Here is a 23118-nt window from a genome sequence, read left to right on the forward strand (position 1 = left end):
GGGAATAAGTGTTATAATCTTTTTATGAAAACATTATTGAAATATTTTAAAGGCTTTGAAAAAGAGACCATTATTGCGCCGCTGTTTAAGATGCTAGAAGCATGTTTTGAGCTATTTGTACCCCTAGTGACGGCAAGAATTATCGATATCGGCATTAAGAGCAGCGACCGCCGCTATATTCTCCATCAAGGAATTCTGCTAGTGATTCTCGGGATCGTCGGACTTATTTGTTCATTAACGGCCCAGTACTTTGCGGCGAAAGCGGGGATGGGCGTCGGTGCTAACTTGCGCCGAGATCTATACCACCATATCAATACCCTAGACTACGAGGCTTTAGACCGGACCGGTACTTCGACCTTAATTACGCGGATTACGGGAGACATTAATACCATTCAGACGGGTATTAATCTTTTTTTGCGGCTTTTTATGCGCGCGCCCTTCCTGGTGGTAGGGGCAACGATTATGGCCTTTTTTATCAGTCCTAAGGTGACGATGTTCTTTGTGATAGCTCTCGCTCTTATCGGGATGACGATTACGATTGTTATGAAGTGGACGATGCCCAGATACAAAAAGGTCCAGGAGTTTCTCGATCAAGTAGTACTTCATACCAGTGAGAACTACAGCGGGGCCCGGGTGGTTCGGGCGTTTGCCAGAGAAGAGGATGAGTACCAGGAATTCGCCAAGGTAAATGATCAACTTTTTTTAACTCAGCGAAAGGCCGGACGGGTCTCGGGACTTTTAAATCCTTTAACCTACGCTTTTGCCAACCTAGGAATCGTTGTAATTATGATAGCCAGTGCTGACGAAGTGAATATCGGCGGGCTTGGGCAAGGAGAGGTTATCGCCCTGACCAATTACATGACCCAGGTGCTCTTAGCCCTACTGATTATGGCAAATTTAATTATTTCGGTAACCCGGGCGTTTTCTAGTGCCGCTAGAGTCAGTGAAGTCTTTGCTCTTAAACCAAAGATGGTGGAGGGCGAAAGAGCGGTGTCAGAAGCGGTGATGGAAAAAAGCGAAGCAGCGGTGGCCTTTGATCACGTCTCCTTTACCTATCACGGACAAGCAAAGGCCGCCCTACAGGACATTAGCTTTCAGGCAAAGCGAGGTAGCACCATCGGTGTAATCGGGGGAACGGGTTCGGGAAAGACCACCCTCGTTAATCTGATTGAACGCTTCTACGATGTCGATTGCGGTCAGGTGCTAGTAGGCAATACCAACGTGAAAGAGTATACGTATCACAGTCTCCGAGCCTTGATTGGTCTGGTGCCGCAAAAAGCGGTGCTTTTTACGGGAACCATTCGGAGCAATATGCAGTGGCGTAAGCCCGGCGCCAGTGATGAAGAGATTTGGGCAGCTCTTAAGCTGGCTCAGGCCAAAGAATTTGTTGAGAAAAAAACAAATCAACTAGCGGAGCGAGTCCAAGCAGAGGGCAAAAATTTTTCCGGTGGTCAGAGACAGCGCTTAACGATCGCCCGTGCTTTTGTGGGTAACCCGCCAGTAGTGATTCTCGATGACAGCGCCTCGGCGTTAGATTTTGCTACCGATAAAGCTCTGCGCCAGGGGATTAAAAACCATAGCCACGAGACGACCACCTTTTTGGTTTCCCAAAGAGTCAGTACGGTGCGCAGCGCGGATCAGATTTTGGTTCTTGATAATGGTCTGCTGGTAGGGAAGGGGACCCACGAAGAGCTCTTTTCGACGTGTCAGATTTACCGAGAGATTTGTCTATCTCAGCTATCAAAAGAGGAGGCGCTTACATCATGAAGATCAAACGAGTTATGAAACTATTAAAACCCTATCGCTTCCGCTTCTTCCTAATGCTTTTATTTGCCGTTATCAGCGTGGTGGCGACGCTACTGACCCCCATTTTAATCGGTGAGGGCGTGGATCAGCTTGTGGGTCCAGGGGCTGTTAAATTTGCTAGACTTAGACAGATTATGATAGTAATCGCGGTAGTGGTCTTAATCTCGGCGCTGGCTCAGTGGCTCATGTCTTTGACGATTAACTACATTACGTACAATGTGGTGCGTAATATGCGCAGTCAGGCCTTTGCTCATTTACAAAAACTGCCGCTAGGATACGTGGATGACCATCCAGCCGGCGATATCATCAGTCGTCTGACCACGGACATCGATCAGTTTAGCGATGGGATGTTGATGGGATTCACCCAGTTTTTTACTGGAATTCTGACTATTATCGGCACCATTTTGTTTATGCTAAGTATTCATCCCCAGATTACACTCGTTGTCCTAGTGCTTACCCCTCTTTCGTTCTTCGTGGCTGGGTTTATCGCTCGGCGGACGTACTCTCTTTTTAAGCAGCAAGCAGAGGCTCGGGGGGAGATGACCGGGATGGTGCAGGAGATGGTAGGCAATCAAGGTCTCGTGAAAGTGTTTAACCGGGAGGTAGAGCTTGAAGAGCGTTTTGGCGAAATTAATGAGCGCCTAAATACCACCAGTGTGCGGGCAACTTTTTTCTCTTCCCTAGTGAATCCGAGCACCCGCTTTATTAATGGGCTCGTCTCCACAGGAGTTTGCATTTACGGCGCCTTTGTCTGCCTTAGTGGTGGGATTACTATAGGTGCTTTAGCTAGCTTTATGAATTACGCATACCAATATACCAAGCCTTTTAATGAGATATCCGGAGTGATAACCGAGCTTCAAAACGCTTTAGCCTGTGGTGGTCGTGTCTTTGACTTTTTGGAAACCGAGATTATTACCGAGGGGCCGGAACTTAAGAAGATGGATGCAGTGAGAGGCGCTGTGGCTTTTAAAGAGGTGGCTTTTTCCTATGACAAAGCAAAACCTTTTATCGAGCACATGAATATCAATACCAAACCAGGAGAGCGGGTAGCGCTAGTAGGTCCTACTGGTTGTGGGAAGTCAACGTTGATTAACCTATTGATGCGCTTTTATGAAATCGATAGCGGGGCAATCACCGTTGATGAGACGGATATTCGCACGTATACGAGAGGTAGCCTGCGAGAGCATTTTGGTATGGTGCTTCAGGAAACTTGGCTTAAGAGGGGGACAGTGGCAGAGAATATCGCCTATGGCAAGCCAAGCGCAACCCTTGCGGAGATTCAAGAAGCCGCTAAGTCCGCTCACGCTCATAACTTTATTATGCGTCTAGAGAAGGGGTATGATACCGTGATTAGCGAGAACGGCGGCAATCTGTCAGCGGGCCAGAAGCAGCTACTGTGTATCGCCAGAGTATTTCTGGTGCGGCCGCCGATGCTGATTCTCGATGAAGCCACTTCATCTATCGATACGCGAACGGAGTTAATGGTCCAAGACGCCCTTAAGCTTTTGATGACAGGACGCAGTAGTTTTGTGGTGGCTCATCGTCTCTCGACGATTAAGGAAGCGGACAAGATTCTCGTGATGCGAGATGGCAAGATTATCGAAAGCGGGAAGCACGAGGAGCTACTTGCGAAAAACGGCTTTTACGCGCAGTTATACGCCAGTCAGTTTGCTCAGTCATAAAGCTTGACAAATGGGAGTAACCTCGGCAGAATGTAAGAAGTATCATAAAATAAAAGGGGATTTAAAATGCGTACAAAAATAAGAAGATGGATTGTCTTGGGGTTAGTTCTAATATTGGCCTGTCTCGTTACTTTTTGGCAGACGAGAGATGCTAGTCGCAGCCCAGATAAGAATAATGTTAAGGAGAATGTCTATTATTTTCGGACGGATAAGCTTTTTGCCGAGCATTTCCGTAAGCATGGGCATGAGTTTAATTACGAAACCGAAGCCGAGTATCTAGATGGTGCCAATGCGGTAATTAACGATCCGGATTCGCTTCAGAAGAATGAAAGCGAAGATGGTGACCGAGTGTTTTACTTAGAGCGCACGGGTGGGATTGTCTTTGTGTCGGGAGACGGCTTTATTCGCACGTATTTTAAGCCGGACAGCGGGAAAGCGTATTTTGACAAACAGTAAGGGGGAATTGGGATGCGAGGTATTAGACAACAGACGTATCTTCAGGACAGACGTTTTCTAAATTTCTTTGAGAGGGTTCAGGAAGCAGCAGCCAGTGAAGACAAGGTGTTCTTTATGGATACGGGAGAAGGTCATGAATATGAGAAGGGAAACGTTTACGGTGAAGATTTAGGCGGCTGGCTAGTGGCTAAAGAAAAGGCCGCAAGCTTTGAAGAACGTTACTGTAATTTCGACAAAAGCTTATATTATGACTTTGAAGAGGATATCTGTTTTGCTGAGTGGGAAGAACAAGGGGAAGAAATCATCATCACTTTCCGCAGTTATGAATAAACCACAAGCATGACACAAAAAGACCATCACTTATTGATTTAAAAAGTGATGGTCTTATTTTTGCTGATTTTCCAGTTCTTTCTTCCTTCTTCTATTTTCTAGGAGATGGAGACTTACCAAGGTGAGAAAGAGGAGAAAGATGAGACTGGCTTTCCAAGTGTCGTCATTTATCCAAGCCATGGGACTAGAAAGGTCTTCAACGAAGATAAACAAGACGAGCATTAACCAACCGACGATGATGGCTAGCAGTCTTAAAAAAGTAAACCGCCGCAGGGTTTTATCGTTTGCTACAGAGTCTATAGGTGCATTTAATTCGGAGTAGCGGTAAGCAAAGTGATCTTCACCCTGACTTGTGCTAGGGATCAATAAATCGTAACTACGAGAAATTAAAATCACTGATCCGAGGACGCTGAGAATGGCAAAGGTGAGATTTATTAGGCTCCAATGATCAGTGGCGTTAAAACTACCGAGAGGAACGCTGGGATCTTCTAAATCCACCTCGTCTTCGCTATCGGCAATTACGTAATCTTCAGTTGTGCTTTCTATAATTTCGGGTTCAGCTTCGGCTCCCCTTGCGTGATAACCAGGAATGATAAACAAGGAGAAAATCAGAAGTGGTAAAAGTATTAAGCGATAAGATATTTGTCTTTTTTTCATGATCCTTCTCCTCCTTTCATTTCTGCATACTATGAGTTATTTAAAGTATAGAACAAAAACGTTACAAAAGCGTTACAAGAATGAGAAAAAACCATCCGAAAACCGCTACATTTTGAAAAAACTGGAAAATCGGCGGAGATTTGTTATAGTAAAAAGAGGTGAAAAGAAAACGGAGGTTGTTAATATGAAGGAAATATATTTGGGAATGGGCTGCTTTTGGGGCGGACAGGCTTATTTTGAAGGCTTGCCCGGTATTGGGGAAACGGAAGTTGGCTATGCAAATGGCCGCATACCGATGCCGACGTACGCAAAGGTGTGTAAAGGGGATACCGGCTTTGCCGAGGTGGTGCGCCTTAAATATGATGAACAGGTAATGGGACTAAGTACCATTTTAGATTTGTATTTTGCCGTAATTGATCCTGTCAGTGTAAATCGTCAAGGAAATGATGTGGGTGAGCAGTACCGGACGGGTATCTACTATACGGATCCTAGTGATAAGGCAATTGTAGAAGGGGCGGTGGTGCTTCTTAGTGAGAGCGTAAAGGAACCCTTAGCCATCGAAGTTCTTCCTCTTAGGAATTACTATCCGGCAGAGGGTTATCATCAGCGGTATTTAGAGAAGAATCCGACGGGTTATTGCCATATTTCTCTGGAACAGATGGCGGCCGCGCGGGAGCTGGCAGAAAGCATCAAGAACCGTCACGGGGATAAGGAAGAACTGCGCGAAAGGCTGACGCCGATTCAATATGAAGTTACTCAGAACGGAGCGACGGAAGCCCCCTTTAAAAATGAGTACTACGATAATTTTGCGGAAGGGATATACGTGGATATCGTTAGCGGTAAGCCTCTCTTTGTTTCCACCGATAAATTTGAATCTGGGTGTGGCTGGCCCAGCTTCTCGAAGCCGATTGCCGAAGCTGACCTTAAAGAGCTTGAGGATTTATCCTATGGCCGGGAGCGCACGGAGATTCGTAGCGCCAATTCAGGGGCACATCTAGGCCACGTCTTTAATGATGGACCGGAAGAGCTAGGGGGCCTGCGGTACTGTATTAATAGCGCGGCGTTAGAATTTATTCCGAAGGCAGAGATGGCCGCCAAAGGGTATGAGAAATATCTTCCTCTTTTAGAGACGAAGTAGCGAGAAATATGATATTATATCAAAGGATATAAATAGAAAAGACGGAGGTCGCTTATGAAAGTTGGTATTTTAGGTGCCGGTGGCATTGCCAGAAAGATGGCGGATACGCTGAACGGCATGAGTGAAGCGAGCAGCTATGCAATCGCTTCGAGAAGTCTAGATAAGGCGTTAGCCTTTAAAGAAGAGCATGGGTTTGAAAAGGCGTATGGGTCTTACGAGGAATTAGTTGGTGACCCCGAGGTCGAGCTAGTCTACGTAGCGACCCCTCATTCTCGTCATCATGAAGATGCGATTTTGTGTATTGAAAACGGGAAGCCAGTCTTAGTGGAAAAGTCCTTTACAGCCAATGCCTCTCAGGCTCGCGCGGTGCTTGAGCTAGCTAAAGAAAGGCAAGTGTTTGCAGCAGAAGCAATCTGGACTAGATATATGCCTTCTAGGAGGATGGTGCAGGAGATTATCGATTCGGGAAAAATCGGTAAGGTGATTTCTGTAACGGCAAACCTAGGATACGACCTAAAGGCGGTGCCGCGGATGCATGACCCAGCTTTAGCCGGTGGGGCTCTGCTAGATGTGGGAATTTATCCCATGCAGTTTGCGGCGATGTATTTAGGAGTAGACGAGATCGAAGAAGTGATATCTACCTGTACAAAGAGCGAGACGGGAGTGGATCTGACCAATGGGATTATTTTAAAATATCGGTCGGGACAAATGGCTATTCTTCATTCAAGCATGCTAGAGTCCACGGAACAATACGGTATTATTTACGGGGAAAAGGGCTATCTAATCGCCAAAAATATCAATAATATCGACTGCATCGAAGTATATAATTCCGAACGAGAATTGCTCCAGACGCTATCGGTGCCAGAGCAGATTAGCGGTTACGAATACGAAGTCCTAGCCGCGAAAGCCGCGATTAAAAGCGGCCAGATAGAGTGCGTAGAAATCCCCCATCAGGAGACGCTTAAAGTGATGATGCTGATGGATGAAATAAGAGGTCAATGGGGCCTTAAATACCCCTTTGAATAAATAGTATACGGGAAAAAGGAGACGAAAATGAAAGAAAGAAAAATTATTCAGGTGGATGAAAAGGTACCTTTGGGACTACTCGTTCCCCTCAGTTTGCAGCATATGTTTGCCATGTTTGGGGCTTCGGTTTTGGTGCCTTTTGTCTTAGGCATTAACCCAGCGATTGTCCTCTTTATGAATGGTCTGGGAACGCTTCTCTTTATCTTTTTAACCAAGGGAAAAGCGCCGGCATATCTAGGTTCTAGTTTTGCTTTTCTGGGACCAGCGGCCATTGTTATCGATAAGATGGGATACGAATACGCCCAGGGCGGCTTTGTGGTGGTTGGTCTAGTGGGTTGTGTATTAGCGTTTGTAGTATACAAATTCGGAACGGCCTGGATTGATGTGGTCCTTCCAGCGGCGGCCATGGGTCCGGTAGTGGCTCTCATCGGCCTTGAGCTTGCCGGGACAGCGGCTTCAACCGCCGGTCTAATTGTCGGCGAAGGGGAAGCGATTGATACAAAAAATGTCATTGTTTTCGTAGTGACCCTGGGCGTAGCAGTCTTTGGTTCGGTGCTCTTTCGGAAGTTCCTTGCGGTCATTCCGATTCTGATTGCCGTTGTGGCGGGTTACGTGGCAGCGATTGCGTGTGGTCTTGTCGACTTTTCTGCGGTGGCGGCAGCGCCTTTATTTGCGCTACCGAAATTCCAAATGGCAAAATTTGATCTTGATGCGATTTTGATTATCTTACCGGTTATTCTGGTTATCACCTCAGAGCATATCGGACATCAAGTGGTTACTAGCAAGATTGTAGGACGGGACCTTTTAAAGGATCCAGGACTTCATCGGTCGCTCTTAGGAGATAACCTTTCAACGGCCATCTCGGGTCTGATTGGTTCGGTGCCGACCACAACCTACGGCGAAAATATCGGCGTTATGGCGGTTACCAAAGTTTACAGTGTGCGGGTAATAGCAGGAGCGGCGATCCTGTCCTTATGCGCTTCCTTTATCGGTAAATTATCGATGCTGATTCAGACGATTCCCGGCCCAGTAATTGGTGGTATCTCCTTCCTTCTCTACGGTATGATTGGCGCTTCCGGTATTCGTATTCTTGTGGATGCAAAGGTGGACTACGCCAAGTCTCAAAACCTGATTCTCACCTCTGTTATCTTTGTGGTCGGACTTTCAGGAATCGCGATTTCTCTTGGAAATGTAGAGCTTAAGGGCATGGTGCTTTCAAGCGTAGTGGGAATGGTGCTTAGTTTGATTTTCCACTTTCTCGATAAGGCCAAGCTTACCAATGATTATGAAGAATAAGAGGTCAAAATGATAAAGGTTTTTTTGGTAGAAGATGAGATGGTTATCCGCAATGCCATTAAAAATAGCATAGACTGGGAAAAGGAAGGCTATGAATTTGTGGGTGAGGCCGGTGATGGCGAGTTAGCTTACCCCCTTATTTTGAAAAGGCAGCCGGATATTTTGATTACCGATATAAAAATGCCTTTTATGGATGGACTTGAGTTAAGCGCAGCTGTTAAGAAAGAGCTTCCGGCGCTAAAGATTCTGATTCTCAGTGGCTACAATGACTTTGAATACGCGAAGACGGCTATTGGCATAGGCGTTACCGATTATCTGCTTAAGCCTGTTTCGGCGGAAATGCTCTTAGAGTCCTTAGCAGGAATTAGAGAGATGATCCAAAAGGAGAGTCAGAACAAAGAACTCCTTAGAAAATACGAAGAAGAGATGCAGGAAAACTTCGAAAAGCAAAAGACGGAAGTACTAGGAAAGCTGATTACTGGTCGTTTTAGCACCATGGAAGCGCTGGACCTAGGAAAAAGCATTGGCTTAGATGTAAGCGTCGCTTACCAAAGCTTCTTACTTTTTAAAATCATGTTTTACGAAATGGGGAATACCCAGCAAGAGGATATGATTCAAGCGTTTGTGCTGATTGAAGAAATCTTTCAGAATCTTCCGGGAGCTTTTTACTTTGAGCGGGGTATTGAAGGCTGGGCTTTGATTCTAGGCGCCGATACGGAGGCAGAACTGGAAGAATTGCAAAAAAGTATTATTACGAGCATCGAAAAAACCATGACCCAGGTGCCGAGCTTTAAGTACTTTGGCGGTTGTGGTAGCGTGGCCTCTAGAGTAAGCGACCTGCCTCAAGCTTTTCGCGATGCGGAGAAGTCCTTCTCTTATCGCTTTACCGCTAAGCCTAATCAGATTGTCCGGTGGAATGTGGAGGAAAGTGCCGGCGAGCCGGAAATCGAAATGTCATCGATTGCCTCGGTAGAAGAGAGCCGAGAGTTAATTGAGTCTTTCTTGCGTCGTGGTTCAAAGGAGGAAGTGGTAAGTTTTGTTACGGCCTACTTAGAGAGCCTATCTCCTAATTATTTGGAATCAGAAGTGATGCGCCAATACCTAATTATGGATATTCACGTTAGTATGGCCTCTTTTGCCGAGAAGATTAATCTTGACCCAGCGGAAATTCAGTCGATTAGTGATATTTCGGCAATTTTAAAAAATACGAATGATAAGGCGGACATCAGAGATAATTTGGTCACCGCTCTTGCAACCCTCTTCACCCTGCGAGATGCCAAATCAGACCGGAAATACGCCGATGTAATCGAGACGGCTAAGGAGCACATTTTGCAGCATTATATGACTGGCGAGATATCTCTTAACACGGTGGCTAAGAAGGTAGGGATGAGTCCCAGCTACTTTAGCTCGATTTTTAGCCAGGAGATGGGTCAGACCTTTGTGGAATATCTGACTAGTACCAGGATGGGGAAGGCTAAGGAGTTGTTGCTGTGTACTAGCATGAAGACCAGTGATATCGGATATGAGGTGGGCTATAAAGATTCTCACTACTTTAGTTACATCTTTAAGAAAGTAAATGGGGTTACCCCGAAGGAATTTCGTATGCACAAGGAAGGATAGAGATGGGGAAGAAGTTGTCGCTTAATAAAAGAATCGGTTTGATTGCCCTCTCGGCGCTTTTGCCGATGGCGCTACTGCTATCTTATCTACTCTTTGTGTTGTCTTCTTCGGTTCAGTCCTTTAATGAGGTAACAAAGAGCATTAGTTATGCCAGCGCTTATGCTGAGACGGCTAAGGACAAAATAGACTATACCATGTACTACGCCATCTACGCCGGCCGGGAATTCGATAAGCTTGAGGTGGGGCGAACCTTTGGGACGGTAGAGATTGTGGATCCCTATGAGTTTATCGAAGAACTACGAGGGGCCTGTTATGAAATGTCGGATTTGGCGACTATTTCGACCAATCAAAAGCGGGCGGAGCGGATGATTAAGACCCTAGATTCCCTGGAAAAAAGGGTGAGTATCATCGACGAAAACCTACAAATAGGTGGGAAGTTCGAAGACAATAAAAGAATTCTCAATGATGATATTGAGTCCTTAACCGACATTATCAATGAAACGCTACAGGATTATATCTATTTGGAGAGTGAAAGCCTCGCGAACGTCCGGGATGATGTGGTGCGCCAGGAGCAAAACGCCATCACCGTCTGTGTGATTACGGTAGCGATTGTGCTAGTGGCAAGCATATCCCTTTCTGTATTTGCCATTCGTAGCGTGACTACCCCGATTAAGAAACTAAGTAAGATGGCGGGCAAGGTGGCTAAAGGTGATTTTACCGCCAGAACCGAGGTACCCGCTGAGGATGAGATAGCGGTTCTGACAAACTCATTTAACGATATGACCCAGGAAATCGGGGACCTAATCGAAAACATCAAAGCCGAACAGGCGAATCTGCGTTTGACGGAGAGTAAGCTATTGCAAGCCCAAATCAATCCGCACTTTTTGTACAATACTCTCGATACCATCGTGTGGATGGCAGAGGAAAAGAAAAGCGAGCAGGTGGTGAAGGTGGTGACTCTTTTATCCCAGTTCTTCCGCACGACCCTAAGCGGTGGCTCCGATTATATCAGTATCAATGAAGAGCTTAAGCATGTGGAGAGCTATCTTAAAATTCAAGAGGTCCGCTATCAGGATATTCTAGATTTTGAAATAGAAGCAAGCCCAGAGGTCTTAGAGTACCGGATTCCTAAGCTGACCTTGCAGCCGCTGGTAGAAAACGCTCTTTACCACGGGATTAAGAACAAGCGGGGAAAAGGGTTGATCCGGGTGGAGGCAGTAAAAAAAGGGCAGAATATCCTGCTTAAGATTATCGATAATGGCGTGGGAATGACCGAGGAAGAGCTACAAAGTACGAGAAATCGCTTGGTTAACGAACGCCAATCCGGAAGCTCCGGATACGGCATCTACAATGTAAATCGCCGCATAAAGTATTATTGTGGTGAGGAGTATGGGGTGTTCTTCGAAAGCGAAAAAGGAGTGGGGACTAGCGCGGTAGTAATCATTGCAGCGGATAAAATCACACCGATTTCGTAAAAAATCGTACCATTTCTTACCGTTCATAAAAAGTTCATAAAAAAGAAAACAAAAAGAAGAGGATCGTCCGTTTCCTTTTCTTTTTGCTTTTGTTAAGCTGACTTCAGAAATAAAAAAACAGAAGTTAAAAGAGGAGGATCAAAATGAAAAAAAGGTTACTTAGTATTATGTTAGTAGCAGCAATGGTTGGCGTTATGGTTATGGGTTGTTCTCAGAAAGCCGATAATGGGGATAGCGGCGATGCCAGCGACAGTGGGGATAGCGATTTGATTACCGTAGGTTATGCGCAAGTAGGTGCCGAGTCTGACTGGCGGACCGCCAATACCGAATCCTTTAAGAGTACCTTTACCAAAGAAAACGGTTATGAGTTGATTTTTGATGACGCTCAGCAAAAACAAGAAAACCAAATCAAAGCAATCCGTTCTTTCATTCAACAAGGCGTTGACTATATCGTTGTTGCTCCTGTTGTAGAGACCGGTTGGGAGACAGTGCTTGAAGAAGCAAAAGCTGAAGGCATCCCAGTTATTCTTTCTGATAGACAAATGGATGTTTCTGACGAAAGCTTATACGAATGCTGGGTAGGTGGAAACTTTATCAAAGAAGGTGAAGACGGCGGCCATTGGCTAGAAGATTACTTGAAAGAAAAAGGTATGGACGGCGAAGAAATCAACATGGTTACTCTTCAGGGAACCATTGGGGCTTCTGCACAAGTAGGCCGTACCGAAGGATTTGCTAACGTGTTAGCAGAAAATGATAACTGGAATATGTTAGAACTCCAAACAGGTGAGTTTACTCAGGCAAAAGGCCAGGAAGTTATGGAGTCTTTCCTAAAGAAATACGATGATATTGATGTGGTTATCGCCGAGAACGACAACATGGCTTTTGGTGCAATTGATGCGATTAAGGCAGCAGGTAAGACTTGTGGACCAGACGGCGACATCACCATTATCTCTTTCGATGCTGTTAAAGCGGCTTTCGATGCCATGATCGCTGGTGATTTGAACTGTGCAGTTGAGTGTAACCCACTTCACGGACCACGTGTAGCGGAGATTATTCAGAAGCTAGAAGCAGGCGAAGAAGTTGATAAGATTCAATATGTAGATGAAGAGTTATTTGACACATCTATGGACCTTGAGGAAATCGTTAAAACACGTGCATACTAGGTGATTTTAAGGTGTGGAGTTGATAAACCGAAAGGGAGTTAACTCCGCACCTTTTTAACATCCAGGGAATTCTGGCTAAAAGCGGAAAGGAAGATGTAGGATGGAGAATAATGTTGTCCTGACCATGCGAAACATAAACAAGAATTTCCCCGGCGTTCGCGCCCTTTCAAAGGTGGATTTCACTTTGAGAAAAGGCGAGATACATGCCCTGATGGGAGAAAATGGAGCGGGGAAGTCCACTTTAATTAAGGTTTTAACGGGAGTGGAGGAATTTGAGACCGGTGAGATTAGAATGGCAGGGTGCGAGTGTGCCATTGTCAATAAATCTCCCGAAGAAGCGCAGAAATGCGGAATTAGTACAGTATACCAAGAAGTTAACTTATGTCCCAATCTATCCGTTGCGGAAAATCTCTATATCGGCCGGGAACCAAAGAAATTTGGGGGAATCGATTGGAAGACGATGAATAAGAACGCAAAGGCTTTGTTAGAAAGTCTAGATATAGATATTGACCCGAAAAAGGCGGTAGAGAATTATTCGGTGGCAATCCAGCAAATGGTGGCGATTGCCAGAGCGGTGGATATGTCAGCGGCCGTGTTGATTCTCGATGAGCCTACCTCGTCTCTTGATGACGGCGAAGTGGAGAAGCTCTTTACTTTAATGCGCAAGCTCCAGAAACAAGGAGTAGGGATCATTTTTGTCACCCATTTTTTAGAGCAGGTGTATGAGGTGACAGACCGCATTACCGTCTTGCGAAATGGCGAGCTGGTGGGCGAGTATGAGACGGCCAAGCTTCCCCGCTTAGAGTTGGTAGCGAAGATGATGGGTAAGGATTTTGACGATCTGGCCAAAATCAAACCAGAAGGCGTCTCGAAGACGAAGGCAGAAGTGCTTATTGAAGCCAAGGAATTAGGCAGACGGGGGACCATTAAGCCCTACTCTCTCCAGATTAATAAAGGTGAAGTTATCGGCTTAACGGGACTTCTTGGCTCGGGACGCTCGGAGCTTGCCCGGGTTATCTACGGGGCCGATAAGCCGGATACCGGCGAGCTTTTCGTAAACGACGAAAAGGTACATATTAAGAGCCCTCGCGAGGCAATGATGCGGGGAATGGCTTATTTACCGGAGGATCGCAAGGCCGAAGGAATTATTGCCGACTTATCTGTTAGAGAAAACATCATTATCGCTTTACAAGCAAAGCGAGGAATGTTTAAGCGGATGAGCACCAAAGAACAGGAAGAGTTCACCGATAAATATATTGAACTTCTTCAGATTAAAACGGCTAATAGAGAGACCCCGATTAAGCAATTAAGCGGTGGTAATCAGCAAAAGGTGATTTTGGCCCGGTGGCTACTTACTAATCCGGATTTTATTATTTTAGATGAGCCCACAAGAGGGATTGACGTGGGAACGAAGACGGAGATTCAGAAATTAGTCTTACAGTTAGCAGATGAAGGCAAATCCGTAATCTTTATCTCCTCGGAAATCGAGGAGATGCTGAGAACGTGTAACCGCATGGCGGTTCTTCGCGATGGACAGAAGGTCGGCGAGTTAGAGGAAGACGAACTGAGCCAAGAAGCGATTATGAAAGCAATTGCAGGAGGTGACAGATAATGAAAGATAAAAGTTTAGTAAGAAGAATTACCGGTCATCGCTTGTTTATGCCCCTTGTATGCTTGGCAATCGTTCTCCTTGCCAACCTCTTAAGGCAGCCGGATTTTTTTAAGATTACAGTAAAAGATGGCACTCTTTATGGTTATGTCATTGACGTTATCAATCGCGGTAGCGAATTAGTGATTTTAGCGGTAGGGATGACTCTTGTAGTTTCTTCCTCTGCTGGTACCGATATCTCTGTTGGTGCAATTATGGCAGTGGCAGCGGCGATTTGCTGCTTTATCCTATCGGGCGGTCAAGTCTCAGTAAATGAATATGCCAACCCTTACGTATTAGGTGTGGTGATTGCTCTTGTTTTAGGAGCAATCTGTGGTGCCTGGAATGGCTTTCTCGTTGCCAAGCTGCGAATTCAGCCGATGGTGGCAACCCTTATTTTGTTTACTGCTGGTCGCGGGATTGCCCAGCTCATCACCAACGGTCAGATTACCTATATCCGGGTACCTGAGTATAAAGTCCTAGGTGGCTCCATTAGTGGCTTGCCTTTACCAGTACCTTTCTTTGTCTCTTTAGCAGTGGTGATTCTAGCCTACATACTTTTAAAACGAACGTCGCTAGGACTATATATTGAAGCTGTTGGTATCAACCCGAAAGCTTCACGACTAGTGGGGATTAAGTCCTCTCTAATCATCTTCTTAACCTATGCCTTTTGTGGTCTCTGTGCGGGGATCGCTGGACTAGTAGCTAGCTCGCGAATCTATTCGGCGGATGCCAACAATGTGGGACTTAATATGGAATTAGACGCTATTTTAGCAGTTGCTCTTGGTGGTAATAGCTTGGGCGGCGGTAAGTTTTTCCTAATGGGAAGTGTAATTGGCGCCTATACGATTCAGGCTCTGACGACGACTCTTTACGCCATGGGCGTATCGGCGGACCAGATTCCTGTCTATAAGGCGATTGTCGTTGTTATCATCGTCTCTTTGCAATCAGAAGAACTGAGAAAGTGGTTCAAAAAGAAGTTCGCCACTAAAAAAGTAGTAGAAAGTGAGGTGGCATGATGAATAAGAAAAAGGGAAGAAAGAGTATCTTAGAGGGAACCGGCTTTTTGTTAATGATTACCATCGCTCTCTTTATCGTGATGTACGTAATAGGTTGTCTTCTTTTTGCCGACAAGGGCTTTGCTAAGCCGCAAGTATTTATTAATCTATTAATTTCTAATGCTGGCTTAATTGTAATTGCTGCTGGTATGACGGTGATTATGATTACTGGTGGCATTGATATCTCCGTCGGTTCCGTGGTCGCAGTGGTGTGTATGATGCTGGCCTGGATGATGGAGAGAAAGGATGTGGGAGCAATTCCGGCGACGTTAATCGTCCTAGGGTTTGGCCTAGTATTTGGTCTCTTCCAAGGCTTTCTGGTGTCCTATCTTAAGATTCAGCCCTTTATTGTAACCCTAGCGGGCATGTTCTTTGCCAGAGGACTAACCGCCATGATTTCTCAAGATATGATAAGTATTAAGAACGAGATGTTTTTAAGCTGGGCGAAGTATAAAATTGTCATTCCTCTATTTGGGAGAGTGAACCGCCGGGGTGAGGTTATGTATCCGTATATCTATCCTAGTGTGGTAATCGCCTTTCTCGTACTGGTTATTATTTTTTTAATGCTAAAGTACACTAAGTTTGGCCGTTCTCTTTACGCCGTAGGCGGGAATGAGCAATCGGCGCTTATGATGGGACTTAACGTGCGTCGTACCAAGTTATACGCTTACGTTCTAAACGGTTTATTAGCCTCCCTTGGCGGCTTCCTATTCTGTCTAAATACTTGTGCCGGCTTCGTTGAACAGGCCAAAGGTCTCGAGATGGATGCGATTTCTAGTGCAGTTATCGGCGGTACCTTATTAACCGGTGGTGTGGGAAATGTTTTCGGTAGCCTATTCGGCGTTCTGATTAAAGGAACCATCGAGACTTTTATCACTTTCCAGGGGACGTTATCCTCTTGGTGGGTGCGAATTGCCATTGCCGCCTTACTAGCATTTTTCATTATTCTTCAGAGTATTTTTGCTTCGTTAAAAGAGAAGAGAAAATAACCCGCAACCGTACAACTATTCAGTAGTTGTGCGGTTGATTACTATTATCAATTCAGTTATACTTAAGGCACTGACGCATAATTTTAAAGAAGAATAAAGGAGACAGACTAATGAGTGAAGTTTTAAAAGCTGCCATCGAAAATGGCAATACTTCCCTGGGGATTGAGTTCGGTTCGACAAGAATTAAGGCCGTCTTGATAGAAGCCAGTGGAGAAGTGCTAGCAACAGGCGGTTACGACTGGGAAAATCAGCTGGTAGACGGAATCTGGACGTATGATCTGAAAACGGTTCAAGAGGGTTTACAAGCCAGTTATCTCCAAATGGCAACAGATGTAAAAGAAAAATACGGTATCGAGTTAACGAAAATTGGTTCCATTGGCATCAGTGCGATGATGCATGGATACATACCATTTAACGACCAAGACGAGTTATTGGTACCTTTTAGAACGTGGCGTAACACCATGACCGAACCCGCATCGGCGGTTTTGTCCAAGCTCTTTAATTTTCATATCCCTCAGAGATGGAGCGTTGCCCACTTGTATCAGGCTATTCTTAACCAAGAGTCTCACGTAAAAGACGTGGATTTCTTTACCACCTTGGCAGGATACGTACACTGGCAGTTAACCGGGGAAAAGGTCTTAGGTATCGGTGATGCCTCAGGAATGTTCCCTATCGATTCAAAAATCTGTGATTATGACGAAACCATGGTTTCTGATTTTAATTCCCTGGCGAAAGAAAGCGGATATAGCTGGAAGGTGGAAGAGTTGATGCCCAAGGTGTTAGTCGCCGGCGAAGATGCTGGTAAACTAACCGAAGCCGGCGCAAAGCTTCTAGATCCTACAGGAAGGCTTGCCGCCGGAATTCCTCTGTGTCCTCCAGAAGGGGATGCGGGCACCGGTATGGCCGCGACCAATGCGGTGGCTGTCCGCACCGGAAATGTCTCCGCCGGCACCAGTGTGTTTGCCATGGTGGTATTGGAGAAAGCCTTATCAAGAGCGTATGAAGAAATCGATTTAGTAACCACTCCTAGCGGAGAAGCGGTAGCCATGGTTCACTGCAACAACGGTACCTCGGATTTAAATGCCTGGGTAAACCTTTTTAAAGAGTTTGCCGAAAGCTTTGGCATCGAAGTAGATATGAACAAGCTCTTTGGCAATCTTTACAATAAGGCTCTAGAAGGGGACGATGATTTAGGCGGACTACTTGCCTACAATTATTTTTCCGGTGAACACATTACCGAGTTTGAAGCTGGTAGACCGCTATTTGTGAAAAAGCCTGATAGCAAATTTAATTTAGCTAACTTTATGAAGACCCATCTGTTCACCTCTTTAGGTGCTCTTAAGACAGGGATGGATATATTGCTTAAAAATGAAGGCGTTAAACTAGAAGTTATGATGGGACACGGCGGTTTCTTTAAAACCCCAGTAGTCGGTCAAAGAATTATGGCCGGAGCCATTAACACCCCAGTTGCCTTAATGGAGACTGCTGGTGAAGGCGGTGCTTGGGGAATTGCTATTCTCGCCTCCTATTTAATCAATAAAGAAGCAGGTGAATCCTTAGCTGACTATCTAGGAGAAAAGGTCTTTGCCGGCGAAAAAGGAGATATTCTCGCACCGGAAACTAGAGACGTGAAAGCCTTTGATGGCTTCCTAGAGCGCTATACGGAAGGACTAGCCATCGAAAGAGCAGCAGTAGATAGTCTAAGGTGAGGGGGAAAATCATATGTTAGAACAACTAAAGCAAGAAGTGTACGCAGCCAACATGCTTCTCCCAAAGTATGGGCTAGTGACCTTTACTTGGGGAAATGTTAGTGCCATTGATCAGGAGAAAGGGCTATTTGTCATCAAGCCAAGCGGCGTTGAATACGACAAGCTAAAGCCAGAGGATATGGTGGTCTGCGACTTAGAAGGAAATAAAGTAGAGGGCGCTTATAACCCCTCATCAGATACGGCTACTCACGCTGTCCTATATCGGGAGTTTGCCAACATCGGCGGAATTGTACATACTCATTCGGCATGGGCGACTAGTTGGGCTCAGGCGGGAAGAGATATTCCGTGCTACGGCACCACTCATGCGGACTATATCTACGGCGCCGTACCTTGCGTTCGCAATCTAACGGCAGAGGAGATAGAAGCCGGCTATGAAGAGAATACCGGGGTATTGATTGCGGAAGAATTTAAGAAAAGAGATATCGATCCTATCGCTACCCCAGCGGTGCTTTGTAAGAACCACGGTCCCTTTACTTGGGGAAAAGACGCTGCTGACGCGGTTCATAACGCAGTGGTTTTAGACGAAGTAGCCAAGATGGCGGCTAGATGTGAGATGATTAATCCCGAAAACACACCGGCACCACAGGTGTTGCAGGATAAGCATTACTTTAGAAAACATGGTGCGAATGCGTACTATGGTCAGAAAGGATAAACATTATGATTAGACAGAAAGATTACAAATTTTGGTTTTGCACAGGCTCTCAAGACTTGTACGGAGAAGCGACTTTAAAAGAAGTAGCCGAGCATTCACAAAAAATGGTTGACGCTTTTAATGCCTCAGGCGCGTTTGCTTACGAAATCGTGTTAAAACCGACGATGATTACCAACGAAGTAATTAGAAAGACCTTTAACGAAGCGAATGATGACGATACTTGTGCTGGAGTGATTACTTGGATGCACACGTTCTCACCAGCAAAATCATGGATTATCGGCTTGCAAGAGCTACGTAAGCCATTACTTCATTTACATACCCAGTTTAACGAGGAGATTCCTTACGAGGCCATCGATATGGACTTTATGAATACCAACCAAAGCGCTCACGGTGGTCGGGAATACGGTCACGTCTTTAGCCGTCTCCACAAGTTCCGGAAGGTAATCGTTGGCTACTGGGCAGATAAAGGGGTTCAGGAAGAAATTGCTGGTTGGATGCGTACGGCTATTGGCGTTAACGAAAGTAGCCATATTCGAGTGATGAGAATTGCCGATAATATGCGCAATGTAGCCGTTACCGAAGGGGATAAAGTAGAAGCCCAAATTAAATTCGGTTGGGAAATCGACGCTTACCCAGTTAATGAAATCGAGCAGTCAGTAGCGGCTGTATCGGCAGCGGATACCAATGCTCTTGTGGAAGAATACTACGATAAGTACGAAATCCTCTTAGAAGGTCGTGACGAAAAAGAATTTCGGGATCACGTAGCCGTTCAGGCCCAGATTGAGTTAGGCTTTGAACGCTTCTTAGAAGAGAAGAACTACCAAGCGATTGTCACTCACTTTGGTGACCTTGGTGCTCTTAAGCAACTGCCTGGTCTGGCAATTCAAAGACTGATGGAAAAAGGCTACGGCTTCGGCGGTGAAGGCGACTGGAAGACAGCGGCGATGGTGCGCCTCATGAAGCTCATGACTGAGGGCAAGAAAGATGCTAAGGGAACCTCCTTTATGGAAGATTACACCTATAACTTTGTTCCCGGTAAAGAAGGGATCTTGCAGTCACACATGCTTGAGGTGTGTCCAAGTGTTGCCGATGGTCCGATTGCCATTAAGGAGAAGTTCTTATCAATGGGTGATAGAGAAGATCCTGCAAGACTGGTCTTTACTTCGAAGACAGGTCCTGGGGTAGCCACTTCTCTCATCGACCTTGGAAATCGCTTCCGCTTGATTATCAACGATGTGGATTGCAAGAAATTGGATCAGGAGATGCCAAATCTGCCAGTAGCTAGCGCGTTCTGGACACCCCAGCCAAACCTAAAGGTAGGCGCAGAAGCATGGATTCTCGCCGGTGGTGCTCACCATACCGCTTTCTCTTATGATTTGACCAGCGAGCAGATGGGTGACTGGGCTGAGTATATGGGAATTGAAGCTGTCTATATCGATAAAGATACAAATATCAGAGATTTCAAGAACACGCTTAGATGGAATGAAATCGCGTATAAATAAGCATTAATTGTGAAGCCTTGCCGTCCCTTTTAAAGAAGAGGGTTGTGCAAGGCTTTTCTTTTTTGCTATACTTTACCCAGGTGATGAGATGAAGAAAAGAATATTTGCGGTGATTTTTATCATCGTCGCTCTAGCGGCCGGGTTTTACTTTTCTAGGGAAGCAGCAGGCGAAACAAAGAAAAAACAGTATCTTTTCGGAGCTACTTATATGACCATGAATAATCCGTATTTTCCCGCCTTAAACGAGAGTATTAAGGAAGTGATCGAGGGCAATGGTGATATCCTGATTACCCGCAATCCTTTGCAAGATCAGGATAAGCAAAACGAGCAGATTGCGGACATGATTGAAGAGGGGATTGATTTGCTTTTTCTTAATCCCGTTAATTTGCGCGGAGTGAAACCGGCGATTAAGCTCTGCCAAGAGAACGATATCCCTATTATCGTAGTGGACACCAACACAAAAGGCAAGGGCGCACTTATATACCACATGAATGTGGTATCGTGCGGCCTGCCGGCGGCGTTTTGTGCCTGTCGGCACAAATGGAAACGGCGGTCATTGGCTCTTTGCTTAGAAGTATGACGAAATGACTATTTGATGAAAACCACAAAGCCCGCTTGCGTAGGGTGGTCGATAATCATATCATTCAAATGCTTGGTAGCTCTCAATGAAAGCAACAAATCTCCGCCCGCAATGATAACGCTTAAAGTGGCAAATAGAATAACGCTTGTCTTGGAAAAAACAAATGAAAGTGCCGCCGGGATAAAACCTAAAACTACAACAGGGAACAAACAGCCCACCAAGTATTGCGTACCCTTTAATGGCACATCGCAGTGGCACAGCGGCATATTGCTATCTATGGTTATATGGATATGGCTCCACTTCACCTTGCCAGCGATGCACCATCCAACACCATGCAGAACTTCATGAACAGGAATAGAAATGAAAAACGCCGCCACAAAAACAAATACTTCATATGACATATTGCCTAAACTGCCACTTGCAAAGAGCCAATAGCCGACGCCCATGACTATGGCAACCGGCACGGCACAGAATAGCCCCAAAACAGAAGCGCGTTCAGAAGAATAAATCGCATCAACAGCACGGTATCCGTCAGCCTCCATCTTGGAACATAGTGCATGATAACGACTTGTTTTTTCCCTGCGCGCCTGTTCTTGTTTTTCTTTCCTTGTCATATATTCCCAGCCCAACTTAATCATATATCATCTTATATCCCAAAACCTCATTATCAGATTATAGCACCCCTGCCACCACATATTCAACCAAAACGGAAAGGAGCGGCCTATAGCAATCTACCATTGCCGCATCAAAATCGTATCTCGGGGCAAAGGCAAGTCGGCGGTTGCGGCGGCGGCATACCGGGCGGGTGAAACCATCACGAATGAATATGACGGAGTAACCCATGACTACACACGCAAGGGTGGCATTGTCCACACCGAGATTTTACTGCCAGAAAATGCCCCCGCCGAGTATTCAGACCGAGCCGTTTTGTGGAACGCCGTGGAGAAAATCGAAAAGGCGAAAAACTCACAGCTTGCGCGGGAAATCGAATTGGCCTTGCCCATAGAACTGACACGGGCGGCGGCAATCCCCACGCCCATATCATGCTGACAATGCGCCCCTTTGAGCAGGGTGGCAAAATCTATAAAGTTAAGCAGAGTACCACGTCCATAAAACTTGCATGGGCGTGGGTGAATGCTACTGATTTTTTATATGTTCTTGTACCAAAGAAAGACTTTGTTCGCTAACAGTAGCAACAAAATAGCTACGCGACCCAAAGTATGGCTTCCAGTAAAACCTCCCGACTTCCGTAGGAAAATCTCGTCTGGTAAATCTTGCTGTCTTGGTCTTTAGCACATTTACAAATTCAGTCGGCGCCATCCCTGGAGTCGCTTCAAAAAGTAGATGTAGATGGTCTGCCTCTCCGTTTAGTTCTAAGATATTGTAAACAGAACAAGATGATATTGAAGAAGAAAACACGAGTGCCGATACGCGTAATAAGGTTGATTATCTTTTTCGAACATCTGTTCTTTTTCTTCTTTACGTCCGCTTTTGTTAGTAGTATAATTATATTATAGAAACAAAGAGGTATCAAGAGGTTCAACCATATGTATAAATCAAAGCAAATATTAATATCTAAGAGGAAAGAACCAGAACTATATACTTACCTTGAAGACTTAGGATTTCTTGCTAAGAGTCTTTATAATGCGTCTTTGTTTCGTATACGACAAAACTTCACCGGCAGAAGGAAAGAAGTTCTTTCAGAAAATGAAGAGTTTGTAGCAGAAGAAATCAGGCAAGTCTTAAGTCGTTATCCCCATCTGCAAAAGCCTAAGTCTGTACTTACTTATACCTTCCTTGAGAAGTTAATGCGAGTAACCGAGAATCCAGATTTCTTTGCAGGACTTCCCATGCAAAGTGCGCAGGCGGTAGTTAAGCAAGCTGTTACGGATTTTAATAACTGGTTAGCAGCTAAGAAGGACTACGGGAATAATTCCCATAAATATTTAGGAGAGCCGCAGATGCCAAGATATAAGAAGGGAGAGTTCTGCTCCTATCCTTTTACAAATCAGGACTGTGTTCTTTACGCCAAGGAAGATTGCACCGAAGGCGCTAACCTTAAGTTCCCTAAGAAGAAAGGACACTATCTTCTGGCAAGTTTGCCATTAGATGCCAAGCTAAAGATGGTTCAGGTTTCTCGGTGTTACGATTCTTATAAGCTTGGCATTGTACTAGAATTTCCAGTACTAGAAGTCTGTACCGGCGAAAGAGTGGCAGCCATTGATTTTGGGATTAACAATCTTGCAACCATAGTATCCACTGGTGATATTT

21 protein-coding genes and 1 pseudogene are annotated in these 23118 nt (G+C 45.4%); 19 read left to right on the forward strand and 3 right to left on the reverse strand.

From position 1 onward, the window contains the following. The first annotated feature begins 24 nt into the window (after positions 1–24). From NHH16_RS13735 to NHH16_RS13750, 4 genes are all read left to right on the forward strand, one after another. The gene (locus NHH16_RS13735) at positions 25–1767 is read left to right on the forward strand and encodes an ABC transporter ATP-binding protein (protein WP_262070183.1); all 1743 of its coding nucleotides are present in this window, start codon (positions 25–27) and stop codon (positions 1765–1767) included. Beyond that, positions 1764–3488, forward strand: coding sequence for an ABC transporter ATP-binding protein (locus NHH16_RS13740; protein WP_262070184.1), 1725 nt, complete (start codon positions 1764–1766; stop codon positions 3486–3488). Before NHH16_RS13735 ends, NHH16_RS13740 begins: the two co-directional genes overlap by 4 nt. A 66-nt stretch (positions 3489–3554) precedes the next feature. Then, a complete protein-coding gene (locus NHH16_RS13745; RefSeq protein ID WP_262070185.1) occupies positions 3555–3944 on the forward strand; it encodes a hypothetical protein in 390 nt (129 codons plus the stop codon). Positions 3945–3956: 12 nt separating this feature from the next. Further along, positions 3957–4274, forward strand: a complete 318-nt coding sequence (locus NHH16_RS13750) for a hypothetical protein (RefSeq protein WP_262070186.1) — start codon at positions 3957–3959, stop codon at positions 4272–4274. A 54-nt stretch (positions 4275–4328) separates the two neighbouring features. Here NHH16_RS13750 and NHH16_RS13755 read toward each other — a convergent pair whose 3' ends face one another. Next, positions 4329–4931: an FILTED domain-containing surface protein gene (locus tag NHH16_RS13755; RefSeq protein WP_262070187.1), complete on the reverse strand. Its 603-nt coding sequence runs from the start codon at positions 4929–4931 to the stop codon at positions 4329–4331. A 184-nt stretch (positions 4932–5115) separates the two neighbouring features. Here NHH16_RS13755 and msrB point away from each other — a divergent pair, with 184 nt between their 5' ends. From msrB to NHH16_RS13820, 13 genes are all read left to right on the forward strand, one after another. Further along, entirely contained in the window at positions 5116–6069 is a 954-nt protein-coding gene (gene msrB, locus NHH16_RS13760; RefSeq protein ID WP_262070188.1) for a peptide-methionine (R)-S-oxide reductase MsrB, read from the forward strand. Between the two features lie 54 nt (positions 6070–6123). Beyond that, on the forward strand, positions 6124–7095 hold the full coding sequence (locus tag NHH16_RS13765) for a Gfo/Idh/MocA family protein (protein ID WP_262070189.1): 972 nt from the start codon (positions 6124–6126) through the stop codon (positions 7093–7095). Positions 7096–7122: 27 nt separating this feature from the next. Then, positions 7123–8391 (forward strand): uracil permease, encoded by a 1269-nt coding sequence (gene uraA, locus NHH16_RS13770; protein ID WP_262070190.1) that lies wholly within the window; start codon positions 7123–7125, stop codon positions 8389–8391. 9 nt (positions 8392–8400) lie between these two features. After that, positions 8401–10011 (forward strand): response regulator transcription factor, encoded by a 1611-nt coding sequence (locus NHH16_RS13775; RefSeq protein WP_262070191.1) that lies wholly within the window; start codon positions 8401–8403, stop codon positions 10009–10011. A 2-nt stretch (positions 10012–10013) separates the two neighbouring features. Beyond that, positions 10014–11486 carry a sensor histidine kinase gene (locus tag NHH16_RS13780; protein WP_262070192.1) on the forward strand — a complete coding sequence of 491 codons (1473 nt, stop codon included), beginning with the start codon at positions 10014–10016 and terminating at the stop codon, positions 11484–11486. Positions 11487–11686: 200 nt separating this feature from the next. Next, complete coding sequence (locus tag NHH16_RS13785) at positions 11687–12649, forward strand: ABC transporter substrate-binding protein (RefSeq protein WP_416389396.1); 963 nt, start codon at positions 11687–11689, stop codon at positions 12647–12649. A gap of 100 nt (positions 12650–12749) precedes the next feature. Continuing rightward, the gene (locus NHH16_RS13790) at positions 12750–14261 is read left to right on the forward strand and encodes a sugar ABC transporter ATP-binding protein (protein WP_262070194.1); all 1512 of its coding nucleotides are present in this window, start codon (positions 12750–12752) and stop codon (positions 14259–14261) included. After that, positions 14261–15316, forward strand: coding sequence for an ABC transporter permease (locus NHH16_RS13795; protein ID WP_262070195.1), 1056 nt, complete (start codon positions 14261–14263; stop codon positions 15314–15316). The genes NHH16_RS13790 and NHH16_RS13795 overlap by 1 nt, the downstream gene beginning before the upstream one ends. Beyond that, positions 15313–16344, forward strand: coding sequence for an ABC transporter permease subunit (locus NHH16_RS13800; RefSeq protein ID WP_262070196.1), 1032 nt, complete (start codon positions 15313–15315; stop codon positions 16342–16344). Before NHH16_RS13795 ends, NHH16_RS13800 begins: the two co-directional genes overlap by 4 nt. Before the next feature lie 110 nt (positions 16345–16454). Continuing rightward, positions 16455–18053 (forward strand): xylulokinase, encoded by a 1599-nt coding sequence (locus tag NHH16_RS13805; protein ID WP_262070197.1) that lies wholly within the window; start codon positions 16455–16457, stop codon positions 18051–18053. A gap of 13 nt (positions 18054–18066) precedes the next feature. Beyond that, positions 18067–18765, forward strand: a complete 699-nt coding sequence (locus tag NHH16_RS13810; protein ID WP_262070198.1) for an L-ribulose-5-phosphate 4-epimerase — start codon at positions 18067–18069, stop codon at positions 18763–18765. Positions 18766–18770: 5 nt separating this feature from the next. Beyond that, positions 18771–20267, forward strand: a complete 1497-nt coding sequence (gene araA, locus NHH16_RS13815) for an L-arabinose isomerase (protein ID WP_262070199.1) — start codon at positions 18771–18773, stop codon at positions 20265–20267. An 88-nt stretch (positions 20268–20355) separates the two neighbouring features. Continuing rightward, positions 20356–20847 carry a substrate-binding domain-containing protein gene (locus NHH16_RS13820; protein WP_262070200.1) on the forward strand — a complete coding sequence of 164 codons (492 nt, stop codon included), beginning with the start codon at positions 20356–20358 and terminating at the stop codon, positions 20845–20847. Between the two features lie 8 nt (positions 20848–20855). Here NHH16_RS13820 and NHH16_RS13825 read toward each other — a convergent pair whose 3' ends face one another. Further along, positions 20856–21485, reverse strand: a complete 630-nt coding sequence (locus NHH16_RS13825) for a DUF3267 domain-containing protein (protein ID WP_262070201.1) — start codon at positions 21483–21485, stop codon at positions 20856–20858. 85 nt (positions 21486–21570) lie between these two features. On the opposite strand from NHH16_RS13825, the pseudogene NHH16_RS13830 reads away from it, so the two are divergent. Next, positions 21571–21917, forward strand: a pseudogene (locus tag NHH16_RS13830) (MobA/MobL family protein); the annotation flags it as partial. 67 nt (positions 21918–21984) lie between these two features. Here NHH16_RS13830 and tnpA read toward each other — a convergent pair. Further along, positions 21985–22266, reverse strand: a complete 282-nt coding sequence (gene tnpA, locus NHH16_RS15790; RefSeq protein ID WP_416389395.1) for an IS200/IS605 family transposase — start codon at positions 22264–22266, stop codon at positions 21985–21987. A 128-nt stretch (positions 22267–22394) separates the two neighbouring features. Between tnpA and NHH16_RS13840 the strand changes: the two genes are divergently transcribed. Beyond that, the coding region (locus tag NHH16_RS13840) for a hypothetical protein (RefSeq protein ID WP_330643539.1) at positions 22395–23118 on the forward strand (724 nt) is incomplete at its 3' end.

It is taken from the genome of Ohessyouella blattaphilus, assembly GCF_024721265.1.
Taxonomy (GTDB): domain Bacteria; phylum Bacillota; class Clostridia; order Lachnospirales; family Lachnospiraceae; genus Aequitasia; species Aequitasia blattaphilus_A.